The following is a 21,260-nucleotide window of genomic DNA, read 5'->3' on the forward strand; positions in this document are numbered from 1 at the left end:
ATGTCGACTTCACTACGCAGAGTCATGCTGGCTGGTGCTACAGGACTGGTTGGTAGCCACCTGCTGGCCGCATTACTGGCGGACGCCTCGGTCTGTGAGGTGCATGTGTTAAGCCGGCGCGCACTACCCTGCCAGCATGCCAAATTACACCTCCATATTGTGGACTTTAATGCACTGCCAACACTGCCCCCGGTTGATGAGCTGTATCTGGCACTGGGAACAACCATCAAGGTTGCCGGCAGTCAGGCCGCCTTCCGCGCGGTGGATCTGGAGGCCAACCTGGCCGTTGCCAAGGCGGCCATACAGGCCGGCACTACCCGGATTGGCATTGTCAGTGCAGTGGGAGCCAGCAGCAGCTCTCCGGTTTTTTATAACCGGGTCAAAGGCGAGCTGGAAGATGCACTGCGTGCGCTCGCTCCCCAAGCCTTGCTCATTGCACAGCCCTCAATCTTGCTAGGTAATCGCGCAGCCTTGAAGCAGCCCTTCAGGCCGGGGGAGCGCCTTGCCATTCTGATCGCCCGCCTGGTATCTCCCTTGTTGCCGGGCCGCTATCGTCCGGTAAATGCGGCCGATGTCGCGCGGGCACTGCTACAGGGTTTGCCTCTGACAACAGGTGTCGTGACGCTGTCGTCCAACACAATGGTCGATGGTATTCACGCAGCAGGAACACACAAAGAGATGGCACAGTAATGCAGACACATCACTTTGGCACGTTTTGCTGGGTGATGGCGTGGATTGCTAGCGCCCACTGACCGGGCACTGCGTAAAGTGGCTGATATGGCAGTGCTGTTGCTTGACGGTACTTCGCCCAATCCCACTCAAAGGAATCCAGACATGTCGGCAAAAGTAGCGTTGGTCACCGGAGCCTCATCCGGCATTGGCAAAGCCACTGCACTCAGATTGAAAGCCCTGGGCTTTACCGTTTATGCAGCAGCCCGCCGCACGGTTCGTATGCGTGCGCTGGAAAGTGCCGGCATTCATGTCCTTTCCATGGATGTCACCGACGACGCCTCCATGTCTCAGGGCGTTGCAGAAATCATGGCCCGCTCAGGCCGGATTGATGTTCTTGTCAACAATGCCGGCTACGGCTCTTACGGCTCGGTAGAAGAAGTGCCGCTATCCGAAGCCAGGGCACAATTTGACGTCAATGTTTTTGGTGCCGTGCGTCTGACGCAGTTGGTGCTGCCCCATATGCGCGGGCAACATGCAGGCACCATCGTCAACATCACATCCATGGGCGGCAAAATACATACTCCGCTGGGTGCCTGGTATCACGGCACCAAGTTTGCACTGGAAGCCATCAGCGACTGCCTGCGCATGGAAGTCGAGCCTTTCGGAATTAATGTTGTCGTTATCGAACCGGGTGGCATCAAGACCGAATGGGCCGATATTGCAGCCCAAAAACTGCGCGAGATGTCTGGTGAAGGCGCGTATGCAAGCCAGGCGCACGCCATGGCCGAGTCCATGGTTGGCGATGACAGCCGTAAACGTCAATCCCCCCCGGCGCTGATTGCCAACACGATTGCCAAGGCTGTCTGTGCACATCGTCCCAAAACCCGCTATGCAGTCGGTTTTGGGGCCAAACCGATGATTTTTCTGCGGCGTTTGCTTTCAGATCGTGCGTTTGATGGTTTCATGCGCATGGCCACTGGTATGCCAAAACTGCGTTGATCGCTTCTCGCTGGCCAGTCCGGAATATGAAGCAAACCGGTCGTCACAGTTTGTTCTGCTGATAGGCCGTGATGGCCGACCACCTGACAGTACGTCAGCCTGGTCGGCGGCAACTCGGCCGAAGCAGTCCTTTACATAACGAGTGACGGATGGCTGCTCACATATCTGCAGCAGACATCAAACCCAATCGTTAACGCTGGCCGTTTATCAAGCGCTAGCCGTCACATGCAGGTTCTGACGCACAAGCCCGCCGGAATTGCCGTGGCGATGCGCGTCAGTGCCCAAAGATGTCTGCATCCAGCATTTCAGGATCAGGTCGACCCAGCACACCCAGCCGCAGCATATCTTCGTCTGTCAGCGAGAACGCGAAAATCGACAGGTTCTGCTGCAAACGCAAGGCGTCGGCAGACTTGGGCACCACCACGAAACCAGACTGCGTACTCCAGCGCAGCACGACCTGGGCCGGGGTCTTGTCGTGCTGACGGGCAATTTCAACTACGACAGGGTCCTGCAGCAGTTCTCCTGCGCGCCCAAGCGGGCTCCAGGCTTCGGTAACAATGCCGTGCTGTTCATGCAGGGGAATCAGTTCGGCGCGTGGATGGTAAGGGTCTAGCTGGATCTGGTTTACCTCCGGCACCATGCCATGCTCGAACAGTGTTTGCAGATGCTCCGGCTTGAAGTTTGAAGTACCGATTGCCCTCACCAGCCCTTCCTGTTGCAGCTGCTGCAATCCGGCGAATGCCTCAACATAACGCCCCTGCTGCGGATTGGGCCAGTGGATCAGCAGCAAATCCAGATAATCCAGACCCAACCGCTCTAGGCTGTTGATGCAGGCTTGCCGTGCACCGGCAATGCTGTGCCATTCACGGTTGAACTTGGTGGTGATGAACAGTTCCTCACGCGACACGCCCGAGGCACGAATGCCCTGCCCCACCCCCTGCTCATTGCGGTAATTTTCGGCGGTATCAATCAAGCGATAGCCATGACGTATGGCTAGCGACACTGCCATGGCGGCCTGGGCATCATCCATCGGCCATGTGCCCAAGCCTAGCTGCGGTAGTTCACCACCACTTTTCAATTTCAACGTTGGTACTGCAGCTTTCATCTTGTTCTCCTGATAAGGGTTAATCTGCTTAGCCATGCAACACACAGTGCAGTTCTTCCGAAATGGCAGAATTCACCTGGTTTTACATGATCATGTTTGCGCCAGACACACCAGTTTGACTTTACTTGCATGACAAGGACAAAAACGCCAGACTGCTTAGCCGATGCAATACGGAGGTGGGCATGGAGTTAAGGCACTTGAAGTACTTTGACGCAGTGGCACGTACGCTGAGCTTCAGCAAGGCTGCAGAAGAGTTACATATTGCACAGCCCCCGTTATCACGCCAGATCCAGCAACTGGAAGAAGAAATTGGCGTACAGCTGATTGACCGCAGCTCCCGTCCCATCCAGCTCACCAATGCCGGGCAGTTCTTTCATGAACAGACTATCCAGATCATGGCCAAGATGAAGGAGCTGAGATCTGCCACCAAGCGTATAGGCCAGGCAGAGCGCAAATGGATAGGCATCGGTTTTGTTCCCTCCATTCTTTACGGCTTCCTACCCAAACTATTGCGTGACTTCGGCCTGGAAAACCCCAACCTGGATGTGTCCATCAGCGAGCTGACATCGGTGCAGCAGGCTGATGCACTGATTACCGGCCGTATCGACATCGGCTTTGGCCGCCTGGCCATTCCAGACGAGTCGCTGGACAACCACATCCTGCTGGAAGAAAAGCTGGTTGCTGCCATTCCCACCCCAAGTGCGTTGGCCGAACAGGACATCGTTAGCCTGTCGCAACTGATGGAGGAAACACTCGTTCTGTACCCGGTTACTCCGCGCCCCAGCTTTGCTGATCAGGTATTGCGCCAATTCAGTGTCCGGGGTTACACCGTCAGCAAACTATACGAAACCAATGGCTTGCAGACTGCCATCGGCCTGGTGGCAGCAGGCATGGGCGTCACTATTGTTCCCGAATCAGTACAGCGTTTTAGTCGCCCCGAAATTGCCTACCGGCCAATTCGCGAAAGCGGGCTGACCACGCCATTGGTCATGACAACCCGACGCAATGACAACTCAGCGCATCTGATTGCTTTCAAGGAAATGATCGCCAGACACCTGGCCCAAGAAACGTAAGCATGAAGTGTTGGCCGGCAGGGCTTATCAACCTTGCCGGCCAATGAACAAGGTCAGAACGGCAGGTTCAATTTGATGTTCCAGCCACCGCCACGCGGACGGTTTTCTACCAGAAACTCTTTTTCATACTTGGCGGTAATGAACCAGCCCTTGCCATTGTCGTACTTGACCGAGGGCCCGATGGCTACTGCACGCCCACGATTCCCGTCCGCAGGCGCGCCCGAGCCGCTGTCATCGGTGATTTGCTGATACACATAGCCCCCCACTCCAGCCACGATCTGGCCAAACCCCCATCCCAAGGCGTAATCCGCATGCAACTCCTGACCAGAGCGATAATGCGTAGCGTGGTTAGTGGCATTGATGTCATACATCAGCTTGAGGTCGGCATTCAGCCCGTGCGCCTGGACGTAACTGATGGCCAGCACCGGTTCCATATTCCAGTAGTTGCGTCCCAGATTGATCAGGTCGGCCTGATTGTATTGCCCGGTTGGGGCATTGACATCAAGTGCAGCGACGAGATGCAGATTGTCCGAGAGATGCCAGCCCAGCGCCGGGCCAAAGGTCATGTCCCCCAGCCCGCTCTTGCTCTGGCTGCTGCCATTAACCGTCGCCCCCACCGTGAGCCACGGCGCAATGGCAGCAAAGGCAAGCTGCCCGCCAAACAGCTGCTGCTGGCTTACCCAGATCACCCGGGTGGCAACCGCAGAGACATTCAAACGAAAATCCACCGCCTTGGCCGCGCCGCTATTGTCGCGCAGGGAGTCCGCCTGATAGTTGGACAGGTAGGCAAGTACATAGACACCTGGAGGCGGCATGGCACCGGACAGGTAGTTTTCATTGCCATTAGGGTAGATGGAGCCGCCGTTTTCGGTGGCCAGCGCTGCATTGCATGCCATCAATGCCATCGACAGTGGCAGTACGGTATTAATGATGTTTCGTTTCATGTTGTTCTCCTCCTGGGCGCAAGTAGCAAGACATTGCCCTGCCACTCATCACTTCGTTTTGTATCCTGATCACTGCTACACACAGGCACAGCGACTACACAGACGGGTCACGCCCATTCAAATGCACAGCCGCATGCCTCCGAGGGCCGGATGTCATCAGCAGCAATCAAAGGAATTGATTTTGGTAGCAACAGGTAGGCAGCAAGTACTGCCAGTCAGCTACCGCTTGTTTTCAGGCAATAAAGCCGACGGCAAGACCTGCCGGATCATCACGGGCAGCATCACTGCGCACTCACTTTGGCATTGCGCGTATCAGGTTGACGTCGGAATGGCAGCGGCCAGCTATCGAAGTAATCGGCAAAGAACACCATGCAGGGAAAGGTGACCGACAACATACCGGCAGCAATCCACAGTTCAAGGTCATCAGCACTGGCCAGGCCGGGCATGATGCTTGCCACTTGCAGATACAGCGCATGCATGGCTACACCCAACACACAGACCATGCCGGACAGCACCAGGCCACGAAAAGGCTGCGGCAATTGCAGTGCGGGGCATCCCTTCCACATCACCAGAATGATGAACACGCCGAAAATACCTGACACGCACACGCGGACCATGAACTGCAGGATGGCGAGATGCAAACCCATCATTCCCGCCAGCGCCAGCACACCTGCCATGCCGGCCACGACAAGCAGACACAGCAAACTGGACCATGGCTGGGAAGACACGCCAAGACGGGATGCCAGCTGTTGCACCGGCCAAAAGTCAAACAGCACCAGCAGCAGCACCGCCAGCAACATGGCCAGGCTGGCAGTCAACACATACCAGGCGGGGAAAATGCCTTGCGGGGCGACGTTAAGCCGATAAAACGGGGCGGCAGCGGCAAAGGAAAAATCAAACAGGCGGTAATACAGCACACCAGCCAGCAGATAGGCAGCCAGCCACAACAATACGCCTTGGCCTGCCTTGTTTTGGACCAGACCGCTAACCGGCCATCCCTGAAACACCACCACCAGCAATACGGTGACCGGGACGGTGAAAATCAGGTACATGATGACAAAGGGCGTCGGCACCCCCAGCCCCTGCTCTATCAGCATCAGGCTGATATTGGCCACCAGAATGCCCGCCACTACCGTCAGCAGCGTATAGCCCAGCCCCAGTTGCAAGCGGCTCCAGCCCTGGGCAAACGCAGGTCTGGCCATTTGCCAGAACAGCGTGATGACGATCTGGGCGGGCACCATGGCAACCAGATATAGCGATACCCAGCCATTAAGCGTAGCCGGTGGCAAGGCCGTGATGATGACCAGCGCCAGTGCCACAACCAGCACCGAGGCAGTCAGGGCGCGTGGCCATTGATTCTGTTTTGCTTGCATCTGTCTCTCCATCTTGTTTTTTACAGGCAAAAAAATGCCACGCACGGCAAAAGTGCTGTTGCGTGGCTGGTGGTGGTTCAGCGGCCGAGTTTTTGTGCGGTCACGCCTCCAATGCCAAAGTTGTTACGCGGATACTCGTTGACCATGATGCGCACCGACTCGCGCGGTGCATCCAGCGCATTGACGGCGGCGTCGGTCATCAGCTCGATCAGCTTTTCGATTTTCTCCGGCGGACGGCCTTCGATCAGGTTGACCTGAATGATGGGCATATGTTTTTCCTCAGATGAAACGCAGGCTGGTGCTGCCCATTGACTGGATGCGCAAGGACACATGGTCGCCGGCGGCAACGGCTACGGCTTCGGTGATGCCACCGGACAGGATGACCGCCCCGGCAGGCAGGCATTCGCCACGCTTGCCCAGATGGTTGGCCAGCTCGGCCACCGCCGTTGCAGGATGATTCAGCACGGCAGCACCCGCGCCAATGGCAACCGGCTGACCGTTTTTCTCCATCACCACGCCAAGGGTGCGTAAGTCCAGGCCTGCCAGCGGTGTCATGCTGGCACCGATGACAAAGCGGGTGGACGAGCAGTTGTCGGCAATCACGCTTTTGAGATCAAACTTGAAATCCCGATACCGGCTGTCAATCACTTCAATCGCCGGCACGATGAAATCCGTGGCGGCCAGCACGCTGCCAATGTGACAACCCGGGCCTTGCAGCGGATGCTTCAACACAAAGGCGATCTCCGGCTCCACCTTGGGGTGTATCAGTGCGCTGGTAGCCACTTCACCACCATCGGCCACGGTGAAGTAATCCATCAGGAAACCGAAAACCGGTGTTTCCACCCCCATCTGCTTCATCTTGGCAAATGAGGTCAGCCCGGCCTTGAAGCCAACCACCCGCGCCCCTCTTGCCTGCTTGCGACGGCGGATTTCATCCTGGATGGCGTAGGCATCGTCCCAGTCCATGTCAGGGTAGTCGTCGGTGATCTTGGTGATGTCATGCACTTCCAGCTCGGAATTTTCAATATGCTCCGCCAGCTTGATGATGCTTGCCTGATCGAGTGTCATGCTCGGGCCTCCTTGTTTTTGGCCAGCGTCAGGGCCAGGTCTTCAATCATGTCTTCCTGCCCGCCCACGGTGCCGCGCCGGCCCAGTTCAACCAGCAGGTCACGGGCGGATACGCCGTAGCGGGCCTCGGCACGTTTGGCAAACAGCAGGAAGGAAGAATAAACCCCGGCAAAGCCCAGGGTCAGCGCATCCCGGTCAACCCGGATGGGTTGATCCATGATGGGAACCACCAGGTCTTCAGCCACATCCTGAATGCGGAACAGATCCACACCTGTTTCAATTCCCATGCGCTGGCAGACAGCAACAAACACTTCCAGCGGGGTATTGCCGGCACCGGCCCCCAGCCCGGCGGCGGCGGCATCAATCCGCACGGCCCCGGCTTCAACGGCGGCCACGGAATTGGCCACACCCATCGCCATATTGTGATGGCCGTGAAAACCGATTTCCGTTTCAGCTTTCAGCTGGTCGCGCAGCAGACCAACCCGCACCTTGACATCGGCCGGCAGCATATAGCCGGCCGAATCGGTGACATACACGCAGTTGGCACCGTAGGATTCCATCAGTCGCGCCTGCTCCAGCAGTTTTTCCGGGCTGGCCATGTGCGCCATCATCAGGAATCCCACCGTATCCAGTCCCAGCTTGCGTGACATGCCGATATGCTGCTCAGAGACATCCGCTTCGCTGCAGTGTGTAGCCACCCGGATGGTGCTCACACCCAGCTCATGGGCCATCTTCAGGTGATCCACCGTACCGATGCCCGGCAGCAGCAAGGCCGAAACCCGTGCCTGCTGCATCAGCGGAATCACCGTGGACAGGTATTCTTCATCGGAATGGGCCGGGAAACCGTAGTTGACCGAACTGCCACCCAGGCCATCCCCATGGGTCACTTCAATCAGCGGCACACCGGCGGCATCCAGTCCGCAGGCGATGGACTTCATTTGCTCCAGCGTCATCTGATGACGCTTGGGGTGCATGCCATCCCGCAGGGTCATGTCGTGCAGGGTAATGTGCTTGCCATTGCTATTCATCACGAACTCCTCAGGCGCTCAGGCGGGATGGATCGAGTCGGCCGGACAGGATTTCTTCGGCAAACATTTCGGCGGTACGCGATGCAGCGGCGGTCATGATGTCCAGATTGCCGGCGTATCGGGGCAGGTAATCCCCCAGTCCTTCCACTTCCATGAACATCGACACCCGATTGCCATCAAATACCGGGCCATTGACCAGCTTGTAACCCGGCACATACTTTTGCACCTCGGCCACCATCTGCTGTACGGAAGCGCGTATCGCATCGCGGTCGGGCTCGGTTTCGGTCAGGCAATGCACGGTGTCACGCATCATCAGCGGCGGTTCGGCCGGATTGATGATGATGATGGCCTTGCCACGGGCGGCCCCCCCCACCTTCTCCACCGCACCTGCCGTGGTGCGGGTGAATTCGTCGATATTCTTGCGCGTACCCGGCCCCACGGAACGGGAGCTGACCGTGGCCACAATCTCGCCATAACTGACGGCCTGCACCCGGCTTACCGCCGCCACCATCGGAATGGTGGCCTGACCGCCGCACGTCACCATATTGACGTTCATCTCACCCTGGCCGACGTGGTCTTTCAGATTGACGGGAGGCACACAAAACGGGCCGATTGCCGCCGGGGTCAGGTCTATCATCAGCACGCCAAGCGCATTGAGCTTGCGGCTGTTTTCGGCGTGGACATAGGCCGAGGTGGCGTCAAAGGCAATCTGGATACCATCTGCCTCCACATGCGGTAGCAGACCATCCACCCCCTCGGCCGTGGTTTTCAGTCCCATGGCGCGGGCGCGCTCCAACCCTTCCGACGCCGGATCGATACCCACCATCCATACCGGTTCCAGCACCGGACTGCGTTGCAGCTTGTACAGCAAATCAGTGCCGATATTGCCCGGACCGATCAGCGCACATTTGATTTTCTTGCTCATGGCAACTCTTTCATTAACAGGATGCGGGTATCAATCGAAACGTACCGTGCAGCTACCCAGGCCACCCAGGCTCATATGCAGGCAATCCCCGACCTTGACCGGCACCAAGGCTGCCAGCGACCCCGAGAGGATGACCTCGCCGGCCTTGAGCGGAATGCCCAGACTGCCCAGCTTGTTGGCCAGCCACACCATGGCGTTGACCGGGTGGCCCAGCGATGCGGCACCGGCACCGGTAGCCACCAGTTCGCCGTTCTTCTCCAGCGCCATGCCCACCAGCGACAGATCCAGCCCGCGTGGGCTGACCAGCTGGTTGCCCAGCACGAACACCCCGCAACTGGCGTTATCCGCCACCGTGTCCTGGATCTGGATTTTCCAGTCGGCAATGCGTGAATCCACCACTTCAAAGCAGGCCATTACGCCTTCGGTGGCAGCCAGTACATCGGCCGCTGTCAGCCCAGGGCCGATCAGATCGCGCTTGAGCACGAAGGCAATCTCGCCTTCGGCACGTGGCGCAATCAGGCTGGCAACCGGCACGCTTTCGCCATCGTTGTAGAGCATGCCGGACAGCAGTTGACCGAAATCCGGCTGATCCACCCCCAGCATGTTCATCACCGCCCGGCTGGTCAGACCGATTTTTTTGCCAATCACCGACTCCCCCGCTTGCAAGCGACGTTCGATGAAACGCTGCTGCACCCGGTAGGCATCTTCCAGGGAAAACGCCGGGCCGCGACTGCTCAGCGGGGCGATGGGTGTGCGCGTGGTCAGCGCGTGATACAGCGCATCACCGTATTGTTGGATGAGGTCTTGACTCATGAAGCATCCTTGTCAGCAAAGATAAAGACAGACAACACGCCCCGACTCAGGTCACCACGGTCAGGAAGCGTTCGTTCAGTTCACGGGTGTGATAGAAGATGGCAGAGCCCACCTCATCCCACGTCCAGGTATAAGGTTTCATGTCCGGGTAGAAGCTATAGCCACCGCAGAAGGTTTCCATGCGGTTACCCGAAGGGTCGAAGAAGTAGATGGAAGTACCGCGGGTAATACCGTGACGCAGCGGACCGATATCGATGAACACCTTGTGCTTGGCCATCAGGTCTGCCGCGTTCAGCAGTTTTTCCCAGGTTTCAATCAGGAAGGCCGCATGATGCAGGGTGTCGCTGCGCGTATCCCGGACAAAGGCAATGTCATGCGCCTTGTTGGAACAAGTCAGCCAGACTGCCATCACCGTCTTGCCGTCCTCGCCCAGGATTTTTTCGGTCAGGGTAAAACCCAGCACCTTGGTAAACAGGTCGAAAGTGCCATCCAGATCGGCACCATGCAGCTGCCAGTGGTCCAGCCGGATGGGGGAAATACCTTTGCGGTTATCTATCAGGATGGGCGGGTTCAGATAACCCAGGCCGTCACCCACCTCGGTCTGCTCCCAATACAATTCGAATACATGCCCGGTAGGAATGGTGAAACGAACTCGCTCACCGGTTTCCAGCAACTCCCCGGCAGGCCGGCGCTCGGTGGCAACACCATAGGCGTTGAGCTTTTCTTCCAGCTCACCCAGGGTCGCCTGGTTCAATACCTTGAACGCATAAAAATCATTGCCCGGCTTATCCGCCAGTCGCAGGATCACGCAGTGATGATCCCGCTCGTCATGGGCCTTGAAATAGACACGGCCACTATCATCCCGACCGGTTTCCACCAGACCCAGGATATTGGTGTAAAAGTCCACCGCGGCTTGCATGTCGGTGACCCGAATCTGGGTATACCCAGGGCGCAGAACTCCAGTTAATGCCATGTCCCAATCTCCTCAAATTGTTATTGGGTGAGCGTTGCAGAATATTTTTTCTTGCCTTTGTGAGTGTCATATTCTGCGGGGACATGGGGACGGTCAAATACTTATTGATTTGGTATGAAATACCTTAAAGGTATAGTGGCAGGAATTCTCAGTACATGCCTTGCCTGATGGGACTCCCTACTACGCTGCAATGCACAAATTAGATTGAAATTTTTTGAAATTCTGCCGAGCGGCTTACAAGAAAAGGCAATTTGGGGGATATATCTTTTTGATCATCTCGTCACGGCAGTACCGAAGGTTCATGCAAACCCGGCTACTGGGCGGAAATACTCGGCGGTGGCGTATGACCCGTTTTCAGGAGAAACGACCCCACAACCGGACGGCAACACCTTGCACTGGCTTATCAGACCAGTGGCCAGAACAAGGAGGAGATACACATGGATGCGCCGGATGAGCGCCGCGTTGACGATCACCGGCAATGTCATCCGACGCCAGGCCTGCCGCAGGCCTGATATCGAACGGCGTCGCTCTGGTATTGCTACTTGATCATGTTACCCATGAAAAACCGGACAGTTCACACAGGCCTGGCAAATGCCAGCAAAAATGTATCTACCGCCAAGGTCACCCATTGATCAATCTGCGCAGCGGAGGGGCGGGATGCCGGGTGGGTCAGCAATTCAAACTGCGCATCATGCCGCAGCAGGCTGACAAACAGCTTGGTGACATCGGCCACGCCCATGCCCTTTAGCTGCAATTCCCCGGCTTCGACAAAAACCAGCATGTGCCGGGCCAGCAGGTCGGATACCACCTTGGGGCCGGCCAGATAAAACTGGCGCGCCAGATCGGGAAAGCGCGGCGCCTCCGCCACGATCACCCGGTACAGCGCCAGGCCGGTGGGTGACAGGATGATGTTCAGGTAGTCGGTACCAATCCCCTCCAGCGTGGAACGCAGGCCCTGCGACTTGCCATCGATGGTGCGTATCGTGCTCATCAGCCGGGCGCATTCCTGCTGGATCACGGCCGCAAACAACGCTTCCTTGTTGGCAAAGCGGGCATAGACCGTGGCCTTGGATACCCCCGCCTCGCGCTGGATCATGTCGGTGGTGGCGGCACTGAAGCCATGCTGCAAAAACACCGTGCTGGCAGCCTGCAGCACCACGCTGGCCTTGTCGCAGGCCGGCGTCACCGGGCAAGGGCTGCTTGCTTCATCCTTCATATCAAAACCGATCGGTACAATTCTCACCCATTCATTATCCCCAGCAGGCAATTTACTGTCCAGCCAAGCGCCGGCAACAGCCTTCAGCGCTGGATCAGTTCATCACCACGCTTGACAGCGCCAGCGCAGGTCCCTAACTTAAAAAAAGAACTGTACCGATCGGTACAGTCAATTTTACCCAAGTTAATACCACCCATGCCAAGCTCACCATTCACCCCGCCCGCCTCATTTGGCCGCTGCCTGCCATTGCTGGCGCTGACCTTCGGCCTGGCAGCCTGCGCACAGCCAGACCGGTTCCAGCCCCCGCTTACCGCCACGCCCGATACGCATCTGGCACATGAGCCGGCCCTGAGCACGGCCGTCATGCCGGCCAAGTGGTGGCAACAACTGCACGACCCGCAGCTGGATGCCCTGATGGAACAAGCCATGCAGGACAATATCGATCTGCAACTGGCTGCCACCCGCGTGGCCGCCAGCAGGGCGCAGTCGGGACTGGTCGAGGCAGCCAGCCAGCCGCAGCTGGGCATGCAGGCCGGCTACAGCCGCAATGCCAATAGCGCCCACTCGCCCATCGTGCGGCTGGGTGCCTCCACCCGCACCTACGACTTGTGGCAGGTCGGCCTGCAAAGCAGCTGGGAACTTGATCTGTGGGGTCACCTGCGCCAGCAACAAGTGGCGGCCCGCGCCAGCGCCCAGGCCAGCGCCTACGGCGCCGAAGCCACCCGCGTGGCTGTGCTGGCTAACGTGGCACAGCATTACCTGCTGCTACGCCACGGCCAGCGCGCCGCCAGCCTGAACCATCAGCAATGGCTACTAGCCAGCCAGCACGCTGCACTGCTGGCCAGCCGTGAGCGCAACGGCCTGCTCGGCAAGGCAGCGGTTGAACGTGCCGATGCTGCGCTGGCCCTGGTGCAAGTACGGCAGGAGATCCTTGAACGGCAGAACAGCGCCCTGCTCAATGCCCTGGCCCTGCTGCTGGGGCAGCCGCCCGGCAGCCTGGAGCAGCAGCTGGGTCAGGCCAGCACCCTGCCCTTGCCACCGGACACACTGCCAACCGGGCTGCCCTCCACCCTGGCGCGGCAGCGGCCGGACATCCTGCAGGCCGAGGCCGAGCTGCATGCCGCCGTAGCCGGCGTGGCTGCCGCCGAAGCAGACTTCTACCCGCGCCTCACCCTGAGCGGCCATCTGGAAAGCCTGGCTTTCAACGGTCACGACCTGGGCATGTGGAATGCGCGCCAGTTTTCCTTCGGCCCCGCGCTCTACCTGCCGCTGTTCAATGGCGGCCGCCTGCGGCAAAGCCTGGTACTCAGCCAGGTGCAGCAGCAGCAAGCTGCCATCCACTACCGCCAGACCGTGTTGAATGCTTGGCACGAGGTGGATGATGCCGCCCAGGCTTGGCACAGCGCACAGGCCGTGCTGGCCCAGAACACGCTGGCACTGCAGCAGTACGGCAACAACAGCCGCCACGCCCGTCGTGCCTACGAAGAAGGCAGCAGCAGCAAGCTGGAATGGCTGGAAGCCCAGTCGGCCGAGCTGGATAGACAGCTGGCCGTTGACGACGCCCGCGCCGCAATCAGCCAATCCATGGTTGCGCTTTACCGGGCGCTGGGTGGCAACTGGCCGGCCAGCGCAGCAGAGGTCGCACATGGCTGACCTGCACCCAGCCCATCCGCCAGCCGGTGCCGGCAGTCATGCCCCGGCCCCGCCGGGCTTCGGCCTGCGGCTGGCCACCGGCCTGCTCGGCGTGCTGGTGGCGGCCATGATGGCCGGCTTCAACAACCGCGTGGTGGCCATCGGCCTGCCCGACCTCTTTGGCCAGCTGGGATGGGGGCAGGATGACGCCTCCTGGCTCGGCAGCGCCTACAGCGCCGGCGAGCTGGCCGCCATGCCGTTTGCCACCTGGTGTGCCATCACCTTTTCCATGCGGCGCTTCCAGCTGGCCATGCTGGCCGTGGTCTTGCTGATTGCCCTGGTACTGCCCACCGTGCACAGCCTGCCGCTGATGCTGGCCTTGCGAGCGGTGCAGGGTTTGTGCTGCGGCAGCCAGATTCCCCTGCTGATGATGGGAGCGCTGCGCTTCCTGCCGCTGTCCATCCGCCTGCATGGCCTGGCCCTATACGCCATGACCGCTACCTTTGCGCCCAATATGTCGCTGGCGCTGGCTGCCAGCTGGCTGGACCGGCTGGAAGACTGGCGCTGGCTCTACTGGCAGGCAGTGCCATTGAGTGCACTGGCGATGGTGCTGATTGCCTGGGGCATTCCGGTGATGCCGGCCATGCCGCAACGCTTGCGCCAGGCCAACTGGCCGGGCCTGCTGCTGGGCATCAGCGGCCTGACGCTGCTGGCACTGGGGCTGGATCAGGGCGCGCAGCTGGACTGGTTTCACGCCCGGGCCATCCGCCTGCTGCTGGCTGGCGGTGCCGTACTGTGCTGCGGCTTTCTGATCAGCGAGTGGTTCCACCCCGCCCCCTTCATGAAGCTGCAGCTGTTGGCCCGCCGCAATCTGGCACTGGGGTTTTCACTGTTTCTCTGCCTGCTGGTAATCATGCTGTCCGGCGCGTCGCTACCGTCCATGGCACTGGGCCATGTGCAGGGCTTCCGTACCTTGCAGATGGAAGATATCGGCCTGGCCATCGGCCTGCCGCAATTGCTGCTGGGCCCCATGGTGGCCATGCTGCTGTATCAGTGCCGGGTCGATGCACGCCATGTATTTGTGCTGGGCCTGCTGTGTATGGCCGCGGCCTGCTGGGAAGGCAGCGGGCTGACCGCTGCCTGGATGGGGCATGACTTCCACCTGGCCCAGCTGCTGCAGGCCATCGGCCAACCCATGGCCGTGGTGTCACTGCTGTTTCTTGCCACCAGCGTGGTGCAGCCGATGGAGGGCGCCTACGTCTCCGGCATCATCAACACCCTGCGCGCCTTTGGCACCCTTGCCGGCAGCGCCATGGTCGGCCGCCTGCTGACACTGCGCACCGACTTCCACCACGAAATGCTGCAGGACCAGGCCAGCTGGCAAGCCAGCCACGCAGCAATCCCGCTGGCAGAGCTGGCCGCCCAGCTCAATGCCCAGGCCAGCACGCTGGCAATTGCCGATGTCTATCGCGTACTGGGCCTGTTTGCCCTGCTGCTGATACCCGCCGTGCTGATGATGCAATACATCCCGGCCCCGGTTCTGCCTTCCCGCCCATCAAACCATGGATGATCCCATGCCGCTGAACAAAACCACCTCCACCCGCATCCTGCTGGGCAGCCTGTCGCTGCTGGCACTGGCCACCGCTTTTTGCTACCTCAACCGCGAGGAATCGGCCGCTGCCACCCAATCCACCGACGATGCCTATGTCGGTGCCGACATGACCCTGATCGCCCCGCAAGTACAGGGGCAGATCAGCCGGGTGCTGGTCAGGGACAACCAGTCCGTCACGCCTGGCACCCCACTACTGGAAATAGACGACCGCGACTTCCGCATTGCGCTGGAGCAGGCCCGTGCCGGCGTGGCCGCCGCCAGCGCCGACATCGACAATCTGCAAGCCCAGCTGGCCAGACAGGCCAGCGCCCGGGAACAAGCCCGCGCCACCCTGCAGGCCGACAGCGCCAGCCTGCGCCTGGCCCGGGCCAACAGCGTACGCTTCAGCAATCTGGCCGAGGACGGTTCCGGCTCGCAGCAGGCGCAACAGCAGGCTGCCGCCCAGCTGGGCATCCAGCAGGCCAATCAGCAGCGTGATCTGGCCAGCCTGCATGCCGCCGACGAGCAGAGCAAGGTTCTGCAGGCCGAACTGGACAAGGCCAAAGCCGGGCTGCTGCGCGCCCGTGCCGTGCAGGATGCCGCTGTACTCAACCTGGCCCGCACCCGCATTGCCGCACCGGTGGCTGGCGTGGTGACCCAGCGCGAAGCCCGTACCGGCGCGCTGGCCAGCATCGGCAAGCCGCTGATGATGCTGGTACCACTGCAGGCGCTGTACGTGGAGGCCAACTTCCGCGAAACCCAGCTGGCCGGCTTGCGCGTCGGCCAGCCGGTCACGCTGGAAGTGGACGCCCTGCCCGGCACCCGCCTGCACGGCCATATTGCCAGCATTGCCGCAGCCAGCGGTGCCAGCCTGTCACCGCTGCCCGCCCACAATGCCACCGGCAACTTCACCAAGATCGTGCAGCGTCTGCCGGTGCGCATAGAACTGGATGCCGGACAAGCTCAGCTAACCGCCCTGCGAGTGGGTATGTCGGTGCGCCCGGAAGTGCAAGTCCACTCATGACAGCCCACCCACACACGGGAGAAGGAAAATGACCACCGCGATATCACCTGGCTTCAATCAACTCACCATCAATCTGGAGACGGCACAGCAATTACTATCAGCCGCCAGCACCACGGCAGCACAAGGAAACTGGTCCATCAGTGTGGCCATCGTCGATACCAGCGGTGCGCTGGTGGCATTCGCAAAGCATGACCACGCCATCGGAATCAGCCCGGATGTCGCGATCGGCAAAGCCCGTACTGCCGCATTGCTTCAAGCACCTTCTGGCATGTTTGAAAACTTCATCAATCAGGGCCAACCCAGCTTCCTGGCAACCCCGGGCACTACGCCACTGGAAGGGGGCATACCACTGCAATGGCAGGGAACGCTCATCGGCGCCATTGGCGTCAGCGGCGCGCATGGCCCCAATGACACCCATATAGCATTACAAGCGGCACAGGCACTGGGCCTGACAAATGCTCATTGAGCAAAAGGAGAAGAACGTGGCAAACCTGAACAAACAAACCATCGTCATCATAGGCGGTAGCTCCGGCATCGGCCTGCGCATTGCCGAACTGGCGGCCGCAGAAGGGGCACGCATCATCATTGCCGGACGCAATACAGAACGGCTGGCCGCAGCGCAAAGCAGGCTGCAACAACTGGGTGCAGCGGTCAGCAGCCATCAGGTCGATGCCCACGACCACCAGGCACTGGAGCAATGGTTCGCCACCTTGCCGGATTTCAATCATCTGGTTTCCATGGTCGGTGACGTCATGGGCGGAGGCTTCCTGCAAGCTGACATGACCGAAATCCGCCGGGTAATGGAGTCGAAATTCTTTACCAACATTCGCATCGGCCAACTTGCGGCAGGAAAGCTGCTCAAGGGTGGCAGCCTGCTGTTCACCTCCGGCACCGGTGGGCGTGCCCAACACGCCTGCGCCAGCTATGTCGGCAATCTGGGTATCAATGCACTGGTACAGGGCCTTGCTGCCGAACTGGCACCGCGTGCCCGGGTGAATGCTGTATCACCCACCTGGACGCTGACCCCCTTCTGGCGCGACATGCCGCCGGAACAGCGAGACCAGATCAAGGTCCGCTTCGAACACGACATTCCACTGCAACGCCTGGCAACAATTGACGAACTGGCTACCAGCTACCTGTTTTTGCTGCAAAACGACTTCATCACCGGACAACATGTCGCGGTCGATGGCGGCATCATGCTGGGTAGCTGACATCCGACATCAAAGGAATGGAAATGCAAGGATTCCAGATTACCTTTTACACCCGGCAAGACCGCTTGCACGGGCATGCACCACTGGCACAGTGGCTGCTGGAACTGGCACACGAACTGGCAATCGGTGGTGCCACCCTGAACGGTAGCGTGGAAGGACTGGGCCATGATGGCCGCTTTCATGCCATTACGTTGTTTGATCTTTCGGAACAGCCGGTACAGGTCATCATGGTTGTTACTGCCGAGGAACGCGAACGCCTGTTTCACCGCCTCCGGCAAGAACAAGTGAACGTTCTTTACGTTGCCCAAGCGGTTGAATATGGATTTACCTAGAGTCAGGCAAAAAGGTAAGTGGGCTCAGATAGCCGAGAATTTCGGAGTATCAGAAGCCGATCAAGCTCACGCGGTAGTATCTGACGCCGGCATCTCCATAAAAAAAGCCCGATTGATACCGGGCTTTTTTAACACTTTTTCCGGGGGCATGTCCGATGTTATGCGTAAACCAGTCGGAACCCCTCACCACTCAAACTGACTGCTTAGGTCGACCAACTGACGATGCATCAGCTAGGTCGGCGGCAGTTCGACCGAAGCTGCCTTTCAGCAGAATGGGGCACCATGGCCGGATTACACAGAATTGTGGACATGCCCTATTCATGGAGCCGGAGCCCCGCCGGGAGCCTGCCAGATGGCTATTTCAACGACAGGCTAGAATGCCGTACCAAGACCAATCCCCAGTACGCGCACGCAGGACCCATCAGCCAGCACCACCGTATCGCTGGCATTGCTACCCGTCACAACCGGGCTGAAGCCAAGGTTGACGTTTTGGGCCGCCCCGTTATGAATCACGCTGTAGTAGCTGAACAGGCTGGTTTTTCTGGACAGGGCATAAGTTGCACCCACTACCCATTGGTGCGCCTTGAAGTCATCCGCCTGATCCAGGGTCGTGTTGTGCAAGGCACCCAGTTCGTTCCACGAGGCTTTGAGCGCCAAGCGTTCGTTGACGGACTGGCTGACGGCAACAGTCCAGGCGGTTTGTCGCATGCGGCTACCACCACTTGTCGCGTCGTATCGTCCCTGCTCGATGCCGGCCCCGAGCAAGGTGCCGGTGCTAAACTGCCAGGCTGCAATCAGCTTGTAGTAGTCAATCGATTTACCCGGCGCAGTCGCCGCCGAGCCGTAAGCGCCACCGGCATAGCCGGCGACATCATTCTGATGATCCCAGCCCAGCCCCAGCTTGAAAGGCCCATTGCTGTATTTTGCCGCCAAATCCAGACGCGTCTTGTTACTGCCATTGGTTTGCGTTTCATCCACACCCCAGGAGGCAGCAAGCTGAACAGGACCAAGCAAAGGCGAAGTGTAGTGAACGGAATTCTTCAGCCGCGTTTCACCCCGGCTGAAAATCTGGTAATAACCCGGCCCGGTACCCCAGGTATCGGCAGCGGTATTGCCCATGACATCGATGCCAAAATCACTGACACTGCCCACCAGGGTTTTGTAGGCGGTATCGTTATAGCCGGCAATCAGCCGTCCCCAGTCACGGTTATCCAGACCGACAAAGGAGTTGCGACTGGCCAGGGTGGCGGTCTGCCCCCAGTCATTGCTTCCCCCCTGAGTTACATCCCGCAAGCTGGATTCAACTTGCCAGATGGCTTTGCTGCCATTGCCCAGGTCTTCGAATCCCTTGAAGCCGATGCGGGAGTTGGCGTCGGACAAGCGGGTATAGCGTGGCTTGCTGCTACTACCACCGGTCGCGCTGGCCGAGTCGATGGCCACGCCGATATAGCCATAAATAGAAACGCTGTCGCTATTACTTTCTGCATGCGCTGCAGCAGCACTGACCGACAATACGGCCAATGCCAGCAGCCGGATATGGCTGGACATCATGTATTCCTTTAAAGCGTGGAGAATTCAGTGCGGACGGCGTGAAGAAAGGCCAGTTCGGATTGATCCAGCAAACGGCTGCGATACAGCGCAATGTCCTCGATGCTGAGAACCGGCAACTGGTAACGCTGCGCATAGGCGTCAATGGCGGTCCCGGTCAGCATGCGGCCGTCCTCGCACATCAGTTCGCAGATCACTCCGGCCGGGGGCAGGCCGGCCAGCAGACACAGATCAACGCTGCCTTCGGTATGACCACGGCGAACCAACACGCCGCCGGGGTTGGCAATCAGCGGGAAAACATGGCCAGGACGTACCAGATCGTCGGGGCCGGCATGCTCAGCCAGCACCGCTTTGATAGTGTGAACCCGGTCGGCAGCACTGACACCGGTGCTGATGCCAAAGCGGGCATCCACACTCACGGTAAAGGCCGTGCCTTCCTTGCTCTGGTTCTGCGCCACCATGTAGGGCAGCTGCATGGCATCCGCCAGCGCCTGGGTCAGGGTGAGGCAGACTATGCCGCTGCCGTCATGAATCATCCTGGCCATCCACTTGTGGTTGATCATGCAGGCCGGCATGACCAGGTCGGCCTCGTTTTCCCGGTCCGCGTCATCGGTCAGAACCACGGGAAGGCCGCGCCGGAAGGCATTGATGGCTGCCAATACTCTAGATTTCAGGTCCAGCATGCTGTTTACCTCGAAGTACTTCATGAATGACTGGCAGGAAAGGGGTAGCCATGCTCGACAATTTCCATCAGTTCTTTCATGTAGGAAGCGGTGGTCAATTTGACGATTGATGGAAAAAATATCTGTGGCGATGGAAATATTTCCATTGCCTTGCTGTGATGCAGCCTGTCCGGTTTTATTTCCGATTCCGGCAACAAGGCCACGCCCTGCAGTCCCGATTCAAGCCATTCCAGCAATAAACCGGGCTGGGATATATGCATGGCAATATGTGGCTCCACGCCACCTTTACGCATGTGGTCCTGCAAGAATTCAAAAGTCCCGGTCCCGTTGGCTCGGCGTAATAAAAGCAGTGGATACTGACTGAGTTCCGAAAGATGCATGGCGTTTTTATCAGGATCATTCAACAGGCTTTTACTGATAACAGCCTGCACCTTGATGGGAGAAAATGTAATGCAATCAAAACCATCGTTCTTTGCCGGCTTCTGAATCAGTGCAATGTCGATTAAACCATTATTCAACAGCACTTCCAGATGGCTGGAATCGGAAACCGTCACGCCAATTTCCACATCCGGGTGGCGCTGTTTTATCTCCATGATCAGCGGTGAGAAATAAGACTGAAACAAATGGGACAAGCCGATACGCAGCAGTTTTGTTTCCTGCTTGGCCAGGGCTATCGTTTCCATGACAGTGTCAGACACACTTCTTAATATTTCACTGGCGCGCTTGTAAAGATGAAACCCCGCCACGGTAGGTTCAATACGGCGTCCATTGCGGAAAAACAAGGGAACACCCACTTCATCTTCCAGCTCATGCAGCCTTTTGCTTAATGGCGGCTGCGCCATGTTCAATATGCGTGCGGCATGCGTAATATTGCCTTGCTCCACTACAGTACAAAAATAACGTAAGCGCTTGAGATCCATATCATTCTCCTTGGGCGCATTCTGGTTTTGTGACCTATTTCAAACGTTGATTCAGATCAAATCGAAATGTAATCGATTACACCAAGTTGGTATGGCATGCCGCACCAAAACGGTATTTTTTTGCCAGGCT

General features: G+C 58.7%; 23 protein-coding genes. 10 read left to right on the forward strand and 13 right to left on the reverse strand.

The features are described 5' to 3' along the window. Together GSR16_RS11955 and GSR16_RS11960 are read left to right on the forward strand one after the other, a co-directional pair. Positions 1-690, forward strand: a complete 690-nt coding sequence (locus GSR16_RS11955; protein WP_159877653.1) for an NAD-dependent epimerase/dehydratase family protein — start codon at positions 1-3, stop codon at positions 688-690. Between the two features lie 144 nt (positions 691-834). After that, positions 835-1,671 carry an oxidoreductase gene (locus GSR16_RS11960; RefSeq protein WP_159877655.1) on the forward strand — a complete coding sequence of 279 codons (837 nt, stop codon included), beginning with the start codon at positions 835-837 and terminating at the stop codon, positions 1,669-1,671. Positions 1,672-1,945: 274 nt separating this feature from the next. Here GSR16_RS11960 and GSR16_RS11965 read toward each other — a convergent pair whose 3' ends face one another. Further along, on the reverse strand, positions 1,946-2,776 hold the full coding sequence (locus GSR16_RS11965; protein WP_159877657.1) for an aldo/keto reductase: 831 nt from the start codon (positions 2,774-2,776) through the stop codon (positions 1,946-1,948). A gap of 182 nt (positions 2,777-2,958) precedes the next feature. Between GSR16_RS11965 and GSR16_RS11970 the strand changes: the two genes are divergently transcribed. Next, positions 2,959-3,849, forward strand: a complete 891-nt coding sequence (locus GSR16_RS11970) for a LysR family transcriptional regulator (protein WP_159877659.1) — start codon at positions 2,959-2,961, stop codon at positions 3,847-3,849. Positions 3,850-3,902: 53 nt separating this feature from the next. Here the strand turns inward: GSR16_RS11970 and GSR16_RS11975 are convergent, their stop codons facing one another. From GSR16_RS11975 to GSR16_RS12010, 8 genes are all read right to left on the reverse strand, one after another. Then, positions 3,903-4,793 carry a SphA family protein gene (locus tag GSR16_RS11975; protein WP_159877661.1) on the reverse strand — a complete coding sequence of 297 codons (891 nt, stop codon included), beginning with the start codon at positions 4,791-4,793 and terminating at the stop codon, positions 3,903-3,905. A 281-nt stretch (positions 4,794-5,074) separates the two neighbouring features. After that, complete coding sequence (locus tag GSR16_RS11980; RefSeq protein WP_159877663.1) at positions 5,075-6,166, reverse strand: hypothetical protein; 1,092 nt, start codon at positions 6,164-6,166, stop codon at positions 5,075-5,077. 77 nt (positions 6,167-6,243) lie between these two features. Continuing rightward, positions 6,244-6,435 (reverse strand): 2-hydroxymuconate tautomerase family protein, encoded by a 192-nt coding sequence (locus tag GSR16_RS11985; RefSeq protein WP_159877665.1) that lies wholly within the window; start codon positions 6,433-6,435, stop codon positions 6,244-6,246. Positions 6,436-6,445: 10 nt separating this feature from the next. Continuing rightward, positions 6,446-7,234, reverse strand: a complete 789-nt coding sequence (gene dmpH, locus GSR16_RS11990; RefSeq protein ID WP_159877667.1) for a 2-oxo-3-hexenedioate decarboxylase — start codon at positions 7,232-7,234, stop codon at positions 6,446-6,448. Continuing rightward, entirely contained in the window at positions 7,231-8,262 is a 1,032-nt protein-coding gene (gene dmpG / locus GSR16_RS11995; protein ID WP_159877669.1) for a 4-hydroxy-2-oxovalerate aldolase, read from the reverse strand. Before dmpG ends, dmpH begins: the two co-directional genes overlap by 4 nt. Positions 8,263-8,272: 10 nt before the next feature. Further along, entirely contained in the window at positions 8,273-9,187 is a 915-nt protein-coding gene (locus GSR16_RS12000; protein WP_159877671.1) for an acetaldehyde dehydrogenase (acetylating), read from the reverse strand. A gap of 30 nt (positions 9,188-9,217) precedes the next feature. Next, a complete protein-coding gene (dmpE, locus tag GSR16_RS12005) occupies positions 9,218-10,000 on the reverse strand; it encodes a 2-oxopent-4-enoate hydratase (protein ID WP_159877673.1) in 783 nt (260 codons plus the stop codon). A 46-nt stretch (positions 10,001-10,046) separates the two neighbouring features. After that, positions 10,047-10,973, reverse strand: coding sequence for a catechol 2,3-dioxygenase (locus GSR16_RS12010; RefSeq protein ID WP_159877675.1), 927 nt, complete (start codon positions 10,971-10,973; stop codon positions 10,047-10,049). A 204-nt stretch (positions 10,974-11,177) separates the two neighbouring features. Here GSR16_RS12010 and GSR16_RS12015 point away from each other — a divergent pair, with 204 nt between their 5' ends. Beyond that, the gene (locus GSR16_RS12015) at positions 11,178-11,519 is read left to right on the forward strand and encodes a hypothetical protein (RefSeq protein WP_159877677.1); all 342 of its coding nucleotides are present in this window, start codon (positions 11,178-11,180) and stop codon (positions 11,517-11,519) included. Between the two features lie 28 nt (positions 11,520-11,547). On the opposite strand, the gene GSR16_RS12020 is transcribed toward GSR16_RS12015, so the two are convergent. After that, positions 11,548-12,189 carry a TetR/AcrR family transcriptional regulator gene (locus tag GSR16_RS12020; RefSeq protein ID WP_159877679.1) on the reverse strand — a complete coding sequence of 214 codons (642 nt, stop codon included), beginning with the start codon at positions 12,187-12,189 and terminating at the stop codon, positions 11,548-11,550. A gap of 195 nt (positions 12,190-12,384) precedes the next feature. On the opposite strand from GSR16_RS12020, the gene GSR16_RS12025 reads away from it, so the two are divergent. Genes GSR16_RS12025 through GSR16_RS12050 form a run of 6 tightly spaced genes read left to right on the forward strand, consistent with a single transcriptional unit; the run spans position 12,385 to position 17,979 of the window. Then, positions 12,385-13,842, forward strand: coding sequence for an efflux transporter outer membrane subunit (locus GSR16_RS12025; protein ID WP_159877681.1), 1,458 nt, complete (start codon positions 12,385-12,387; stop codon positions 13,840-13,842). Beyond that, positions 13,835-15,391, forward strand: coding sequence for an MFS transporter (locus tag GSR16_RS12030; protein WP_159877683.1), 1,557 nt, complete (start codon positions 13,835-13,837; stop codon positions 15,389-15,391). Before GSR16_RS12025 ends, GSR16_RS12030 begins: the two co-directional genes overlap by 8 nt. A gap of 4 nt (positions 15,392-15,395) precedes the next feature. Continuing rightward, a complete protein-coding gene (locus GSR16_RS12035) occupies positions 15,396-16,436 on the forward strand; it encodes an HlyD family secretion protein (protein WP_159877685.1) in 1,041 nt (346 codons plus the stop codon). A gap of 28 nt (positions 16,437-16,464) precedes the next feature. Continuing rightward, positions 16,465-16,902, forward strand: a complete 438-nt coding sequence (locus GSR16_RS12040) for a GlcG/HbpS family heme-binding protein (RefSeq protein ID WP_159877687.1) — start codon at positions 16,465-16,467, stop codon at positions 16,900-16,902. Positions 16,903-16,918: 16 nt separating this feature from the next. Next, positions 16,919-17,647, forward strand: coding sequence for an SDR family oxidoreductase (locus GSR16_RS12045; RefSeq protein WP_159877689.1), 729 nt, complete (start codon positions 16,919-16,921; stop codon positions 17,645-17,647). Positions 17,648-17,670: 23 nt separating this feature from the next. Continuing rightward, positions 17,671-17,979, forward strand: a complete 309-nt coding sequence (locus GSR16_RS12050; RefSeq protein ID WP_159877691.1) for a DUF190 domain-containing protein — start codon at positions 17,671-17,673, stop codon at positions 17,977-17,979. Between the two features lie 372 nt (positions 17,980-18,351). Here the strand turns inward: GSR16_RS12050 and GSR16_RS12055 are convergent, their stop codons facing one another. Genes GSR16_RS12055 through GSR16_RS12065 form a run of 3 tightly spaced genes read right to left on the reverse strand, consistent with a single transcriptional unit; the run spans position 18,352 to position 21,130 of the window. Further along, on the reverse strand, positions 18,352-19,527 hold the full coding sequence (locus tag GSR16_RS12055; protein WP_159877693.1) for a porin: 1,176 nt from the start codon (positions 19,525-19,527) through the stop codon (positions 18,352-18,354). An 11-nt stretch (positions 19,528-19,538) separates the two neighbouring features. Then, positions 19,539-20,234 (reverse strand): 3,4-dihydroxy-2-butanone-4-phosphate synthase, encoded by a 696-nt coding sequence (gene ribB, locus GSR16_RS12060; protein ID WP_159877695.1) that lies wholly within the window; start codon positions 20,232-20,234, stop codon positions 19,539-19,541. Continuing rightward, positions 20,231-21,130 (reverse strand): LysR family transcriptional regulator, encoded by a 900-nt coding sequence (locus tag GSR16_RS12065; protein WP_159877697.1) that lies wholly within the window; start codon positions 21,128-21,130, stop codon positions 20,231-20,233. Before GSR16_RS12065 ends, ribB begins: the two co-directional genes overlap by 4 nt. Positions 21,131-21,260: the final 130 nt, after the last annotated feature.

This window comes from Aquitalea denitrificans (genome assembly GCF_009856625.1).
Classification (GTDB): domain Bacteria; phylum Pseudomonadota; class Gammaproteobacteria; order Burkholderiales; family Chromobacteriaceae; genus Aquitalea; species Aquitalea denitrificans.

What these genes read in the sequence shown, in the direction of transcription:
- GSR16_RS11985 (WP_159877665.1), bottom strand. Translation starts at nt 6,435, where the DNA reads ATGCCCATCATTCAGGTCAACCTGATCGAAGGCCGTCCGCCGGAGAAA.
- GSR16_RS12025 (WP_159877681.1), top strand. Translation starts at nt 12,385, where the DNA reads ATGCCAAGCTCACCATTCACCCCGCCCGCCTCATTTGGCCGCTGCCTG.
- GSR16_RS12020 (WP_159877679.1), bottom strand. Translation starts at nt 12,189, where the DNA reads ATGAAGGATGAAGCAAGCAGCCCTTGCCCGGTGACGCCGGCCTGCGAC.
- GSR16_RS12035 (WP_159877685.1), top strand. Translation starts at nt 15,396, where the DNA reads ATGCCGCTGAACAAAACCACCTCCACCCGCATCCTGCTGGGCAGCCTG.
- ribB (WP_159877695.1), bottom strand. Translation starts at nt 20,234, where the DNA reads ATGAAGTACTTCGAGGTAAACAGCATGCTGGACCTGAAATCTAGAGTA.
- dmpH (WP_159877667.1), bottom strand. Translation starts at nt 7,234, where the DNA reads ATGACACTCGATCAGGCAAGCATCATCAAGCTGGCGGAGCATATTGAA.
- GSR16_RS12010 (WP_159877675.1), bottom strand. Translation starts at nt 10,973, where the DNA reads ATGGCATTAACTGGAGTTCTGCGCCCTGGGTATACCCAGATTCGGGTC.
- dmpG (WP_159877669.1), bottom strand. Translation starts at nt 8,262, where the DNA reads ATGAATAGCAATGGCAAGCACATTACCCTGCACGACATGACCCTGCGG.
- GSR16_RS12065 (WP_159877697.1), bottom strand. Translation starts at nt 21,130, where the DNA reads ATGGATCTCAAGCGCTTACGTTATTTTTGTACTGTAGTGGAGCAAGGC.
- dmpE (WP_159877673.1), bottom strand. Translation starts at nt 10,000, where the DNA reads ATGAGTCAAGACCTCATCCAACAATACGGTGATGCGCTGTATCACGCG.
- GSR16_RS11980 (WP_159877663.1), bottom strand. Translation starts at nt 6,166, where the DNA reads ATGCAAGCAAAACAGAATCAATGGCCACGCGCCCTGACTGCCTCGGTG.
- GSR16_RS12050 (WP_159877691.1), top strand. Translation starts at nt 17,671, where the DNA reads ATGCAAGGATTCCAGATTACCTTTTACACCCGGCAAGACCGCTTGCAC.
- GSR16_RS12000 (WP_159877671.1), bottom strand. Translation starts at nt 9,187, where the DNA reads ATGAGCAAGAAAATCAAATGTGCGCTGATCGGTCCGGGCAATATCGGC.
- GSR16_RS11960 (WP_159877655.1), top strand. Translation starts at nt 835, where the DNA reads ATGTCGGCAAAAGTAGCGTTGGTCACCGGAGCCTCATCCGGCATTGGC.
- GSR16_RS12040 (WP_159877687.1), top strand. Translation starts at nt 16,465, where the DNA reads ATGACCACCGCGATATCACCTGGCTTCAATCAACTCACCATCAATCTG.
- GSR16_RS11975 (WP_159877661.1), bottom strand. Translation starts at nt 4,793, where the DNA reads ATGAAACGAAACATCATTAATACCGTACTGCCACTGTCGATGGCATTG.
- GSR16_RS12030 (WP_159877683.1), top strand. Translation starts at nt 13,835, where the DNA reads ATGGCTGACCTGCACCCAGCCCATCCGCCAGCCGGTGCCGGCAGTCAT.
- GSR16_RS12055 (WP_159877693.1), bottom strand. Translation starts at nt 19,527, where the DNA reads ATGTCCAGCCATATCCGGCTGCTGGCATTGGCCGTATTGTCGGTCAGT.
- GSR16_RS11955 (WP_159877653.1), top strand. Translation starts at nt 1, where the DNA reads ATGTCGACTTCACTACGCAGAGTCATGCTGGCTGGTGCTACAGGACTG.
- GSR16_RS11970 (WP_159877659.1), top strand. Translation starts at nt 2,959, where the DNA reads ATGGAGTTAAGGCACTTGAAGTACTTTGACGCAGTGGCACGTACGCTG.
- GSR16_RS11965 (WP_159877657.1), bottom strand. Translation starts at nt 2,776, where the DNA reads ATGAAAGCTGCAGTACCAACGTTGAAATTGAAAAGTGGTGGTGAACTA.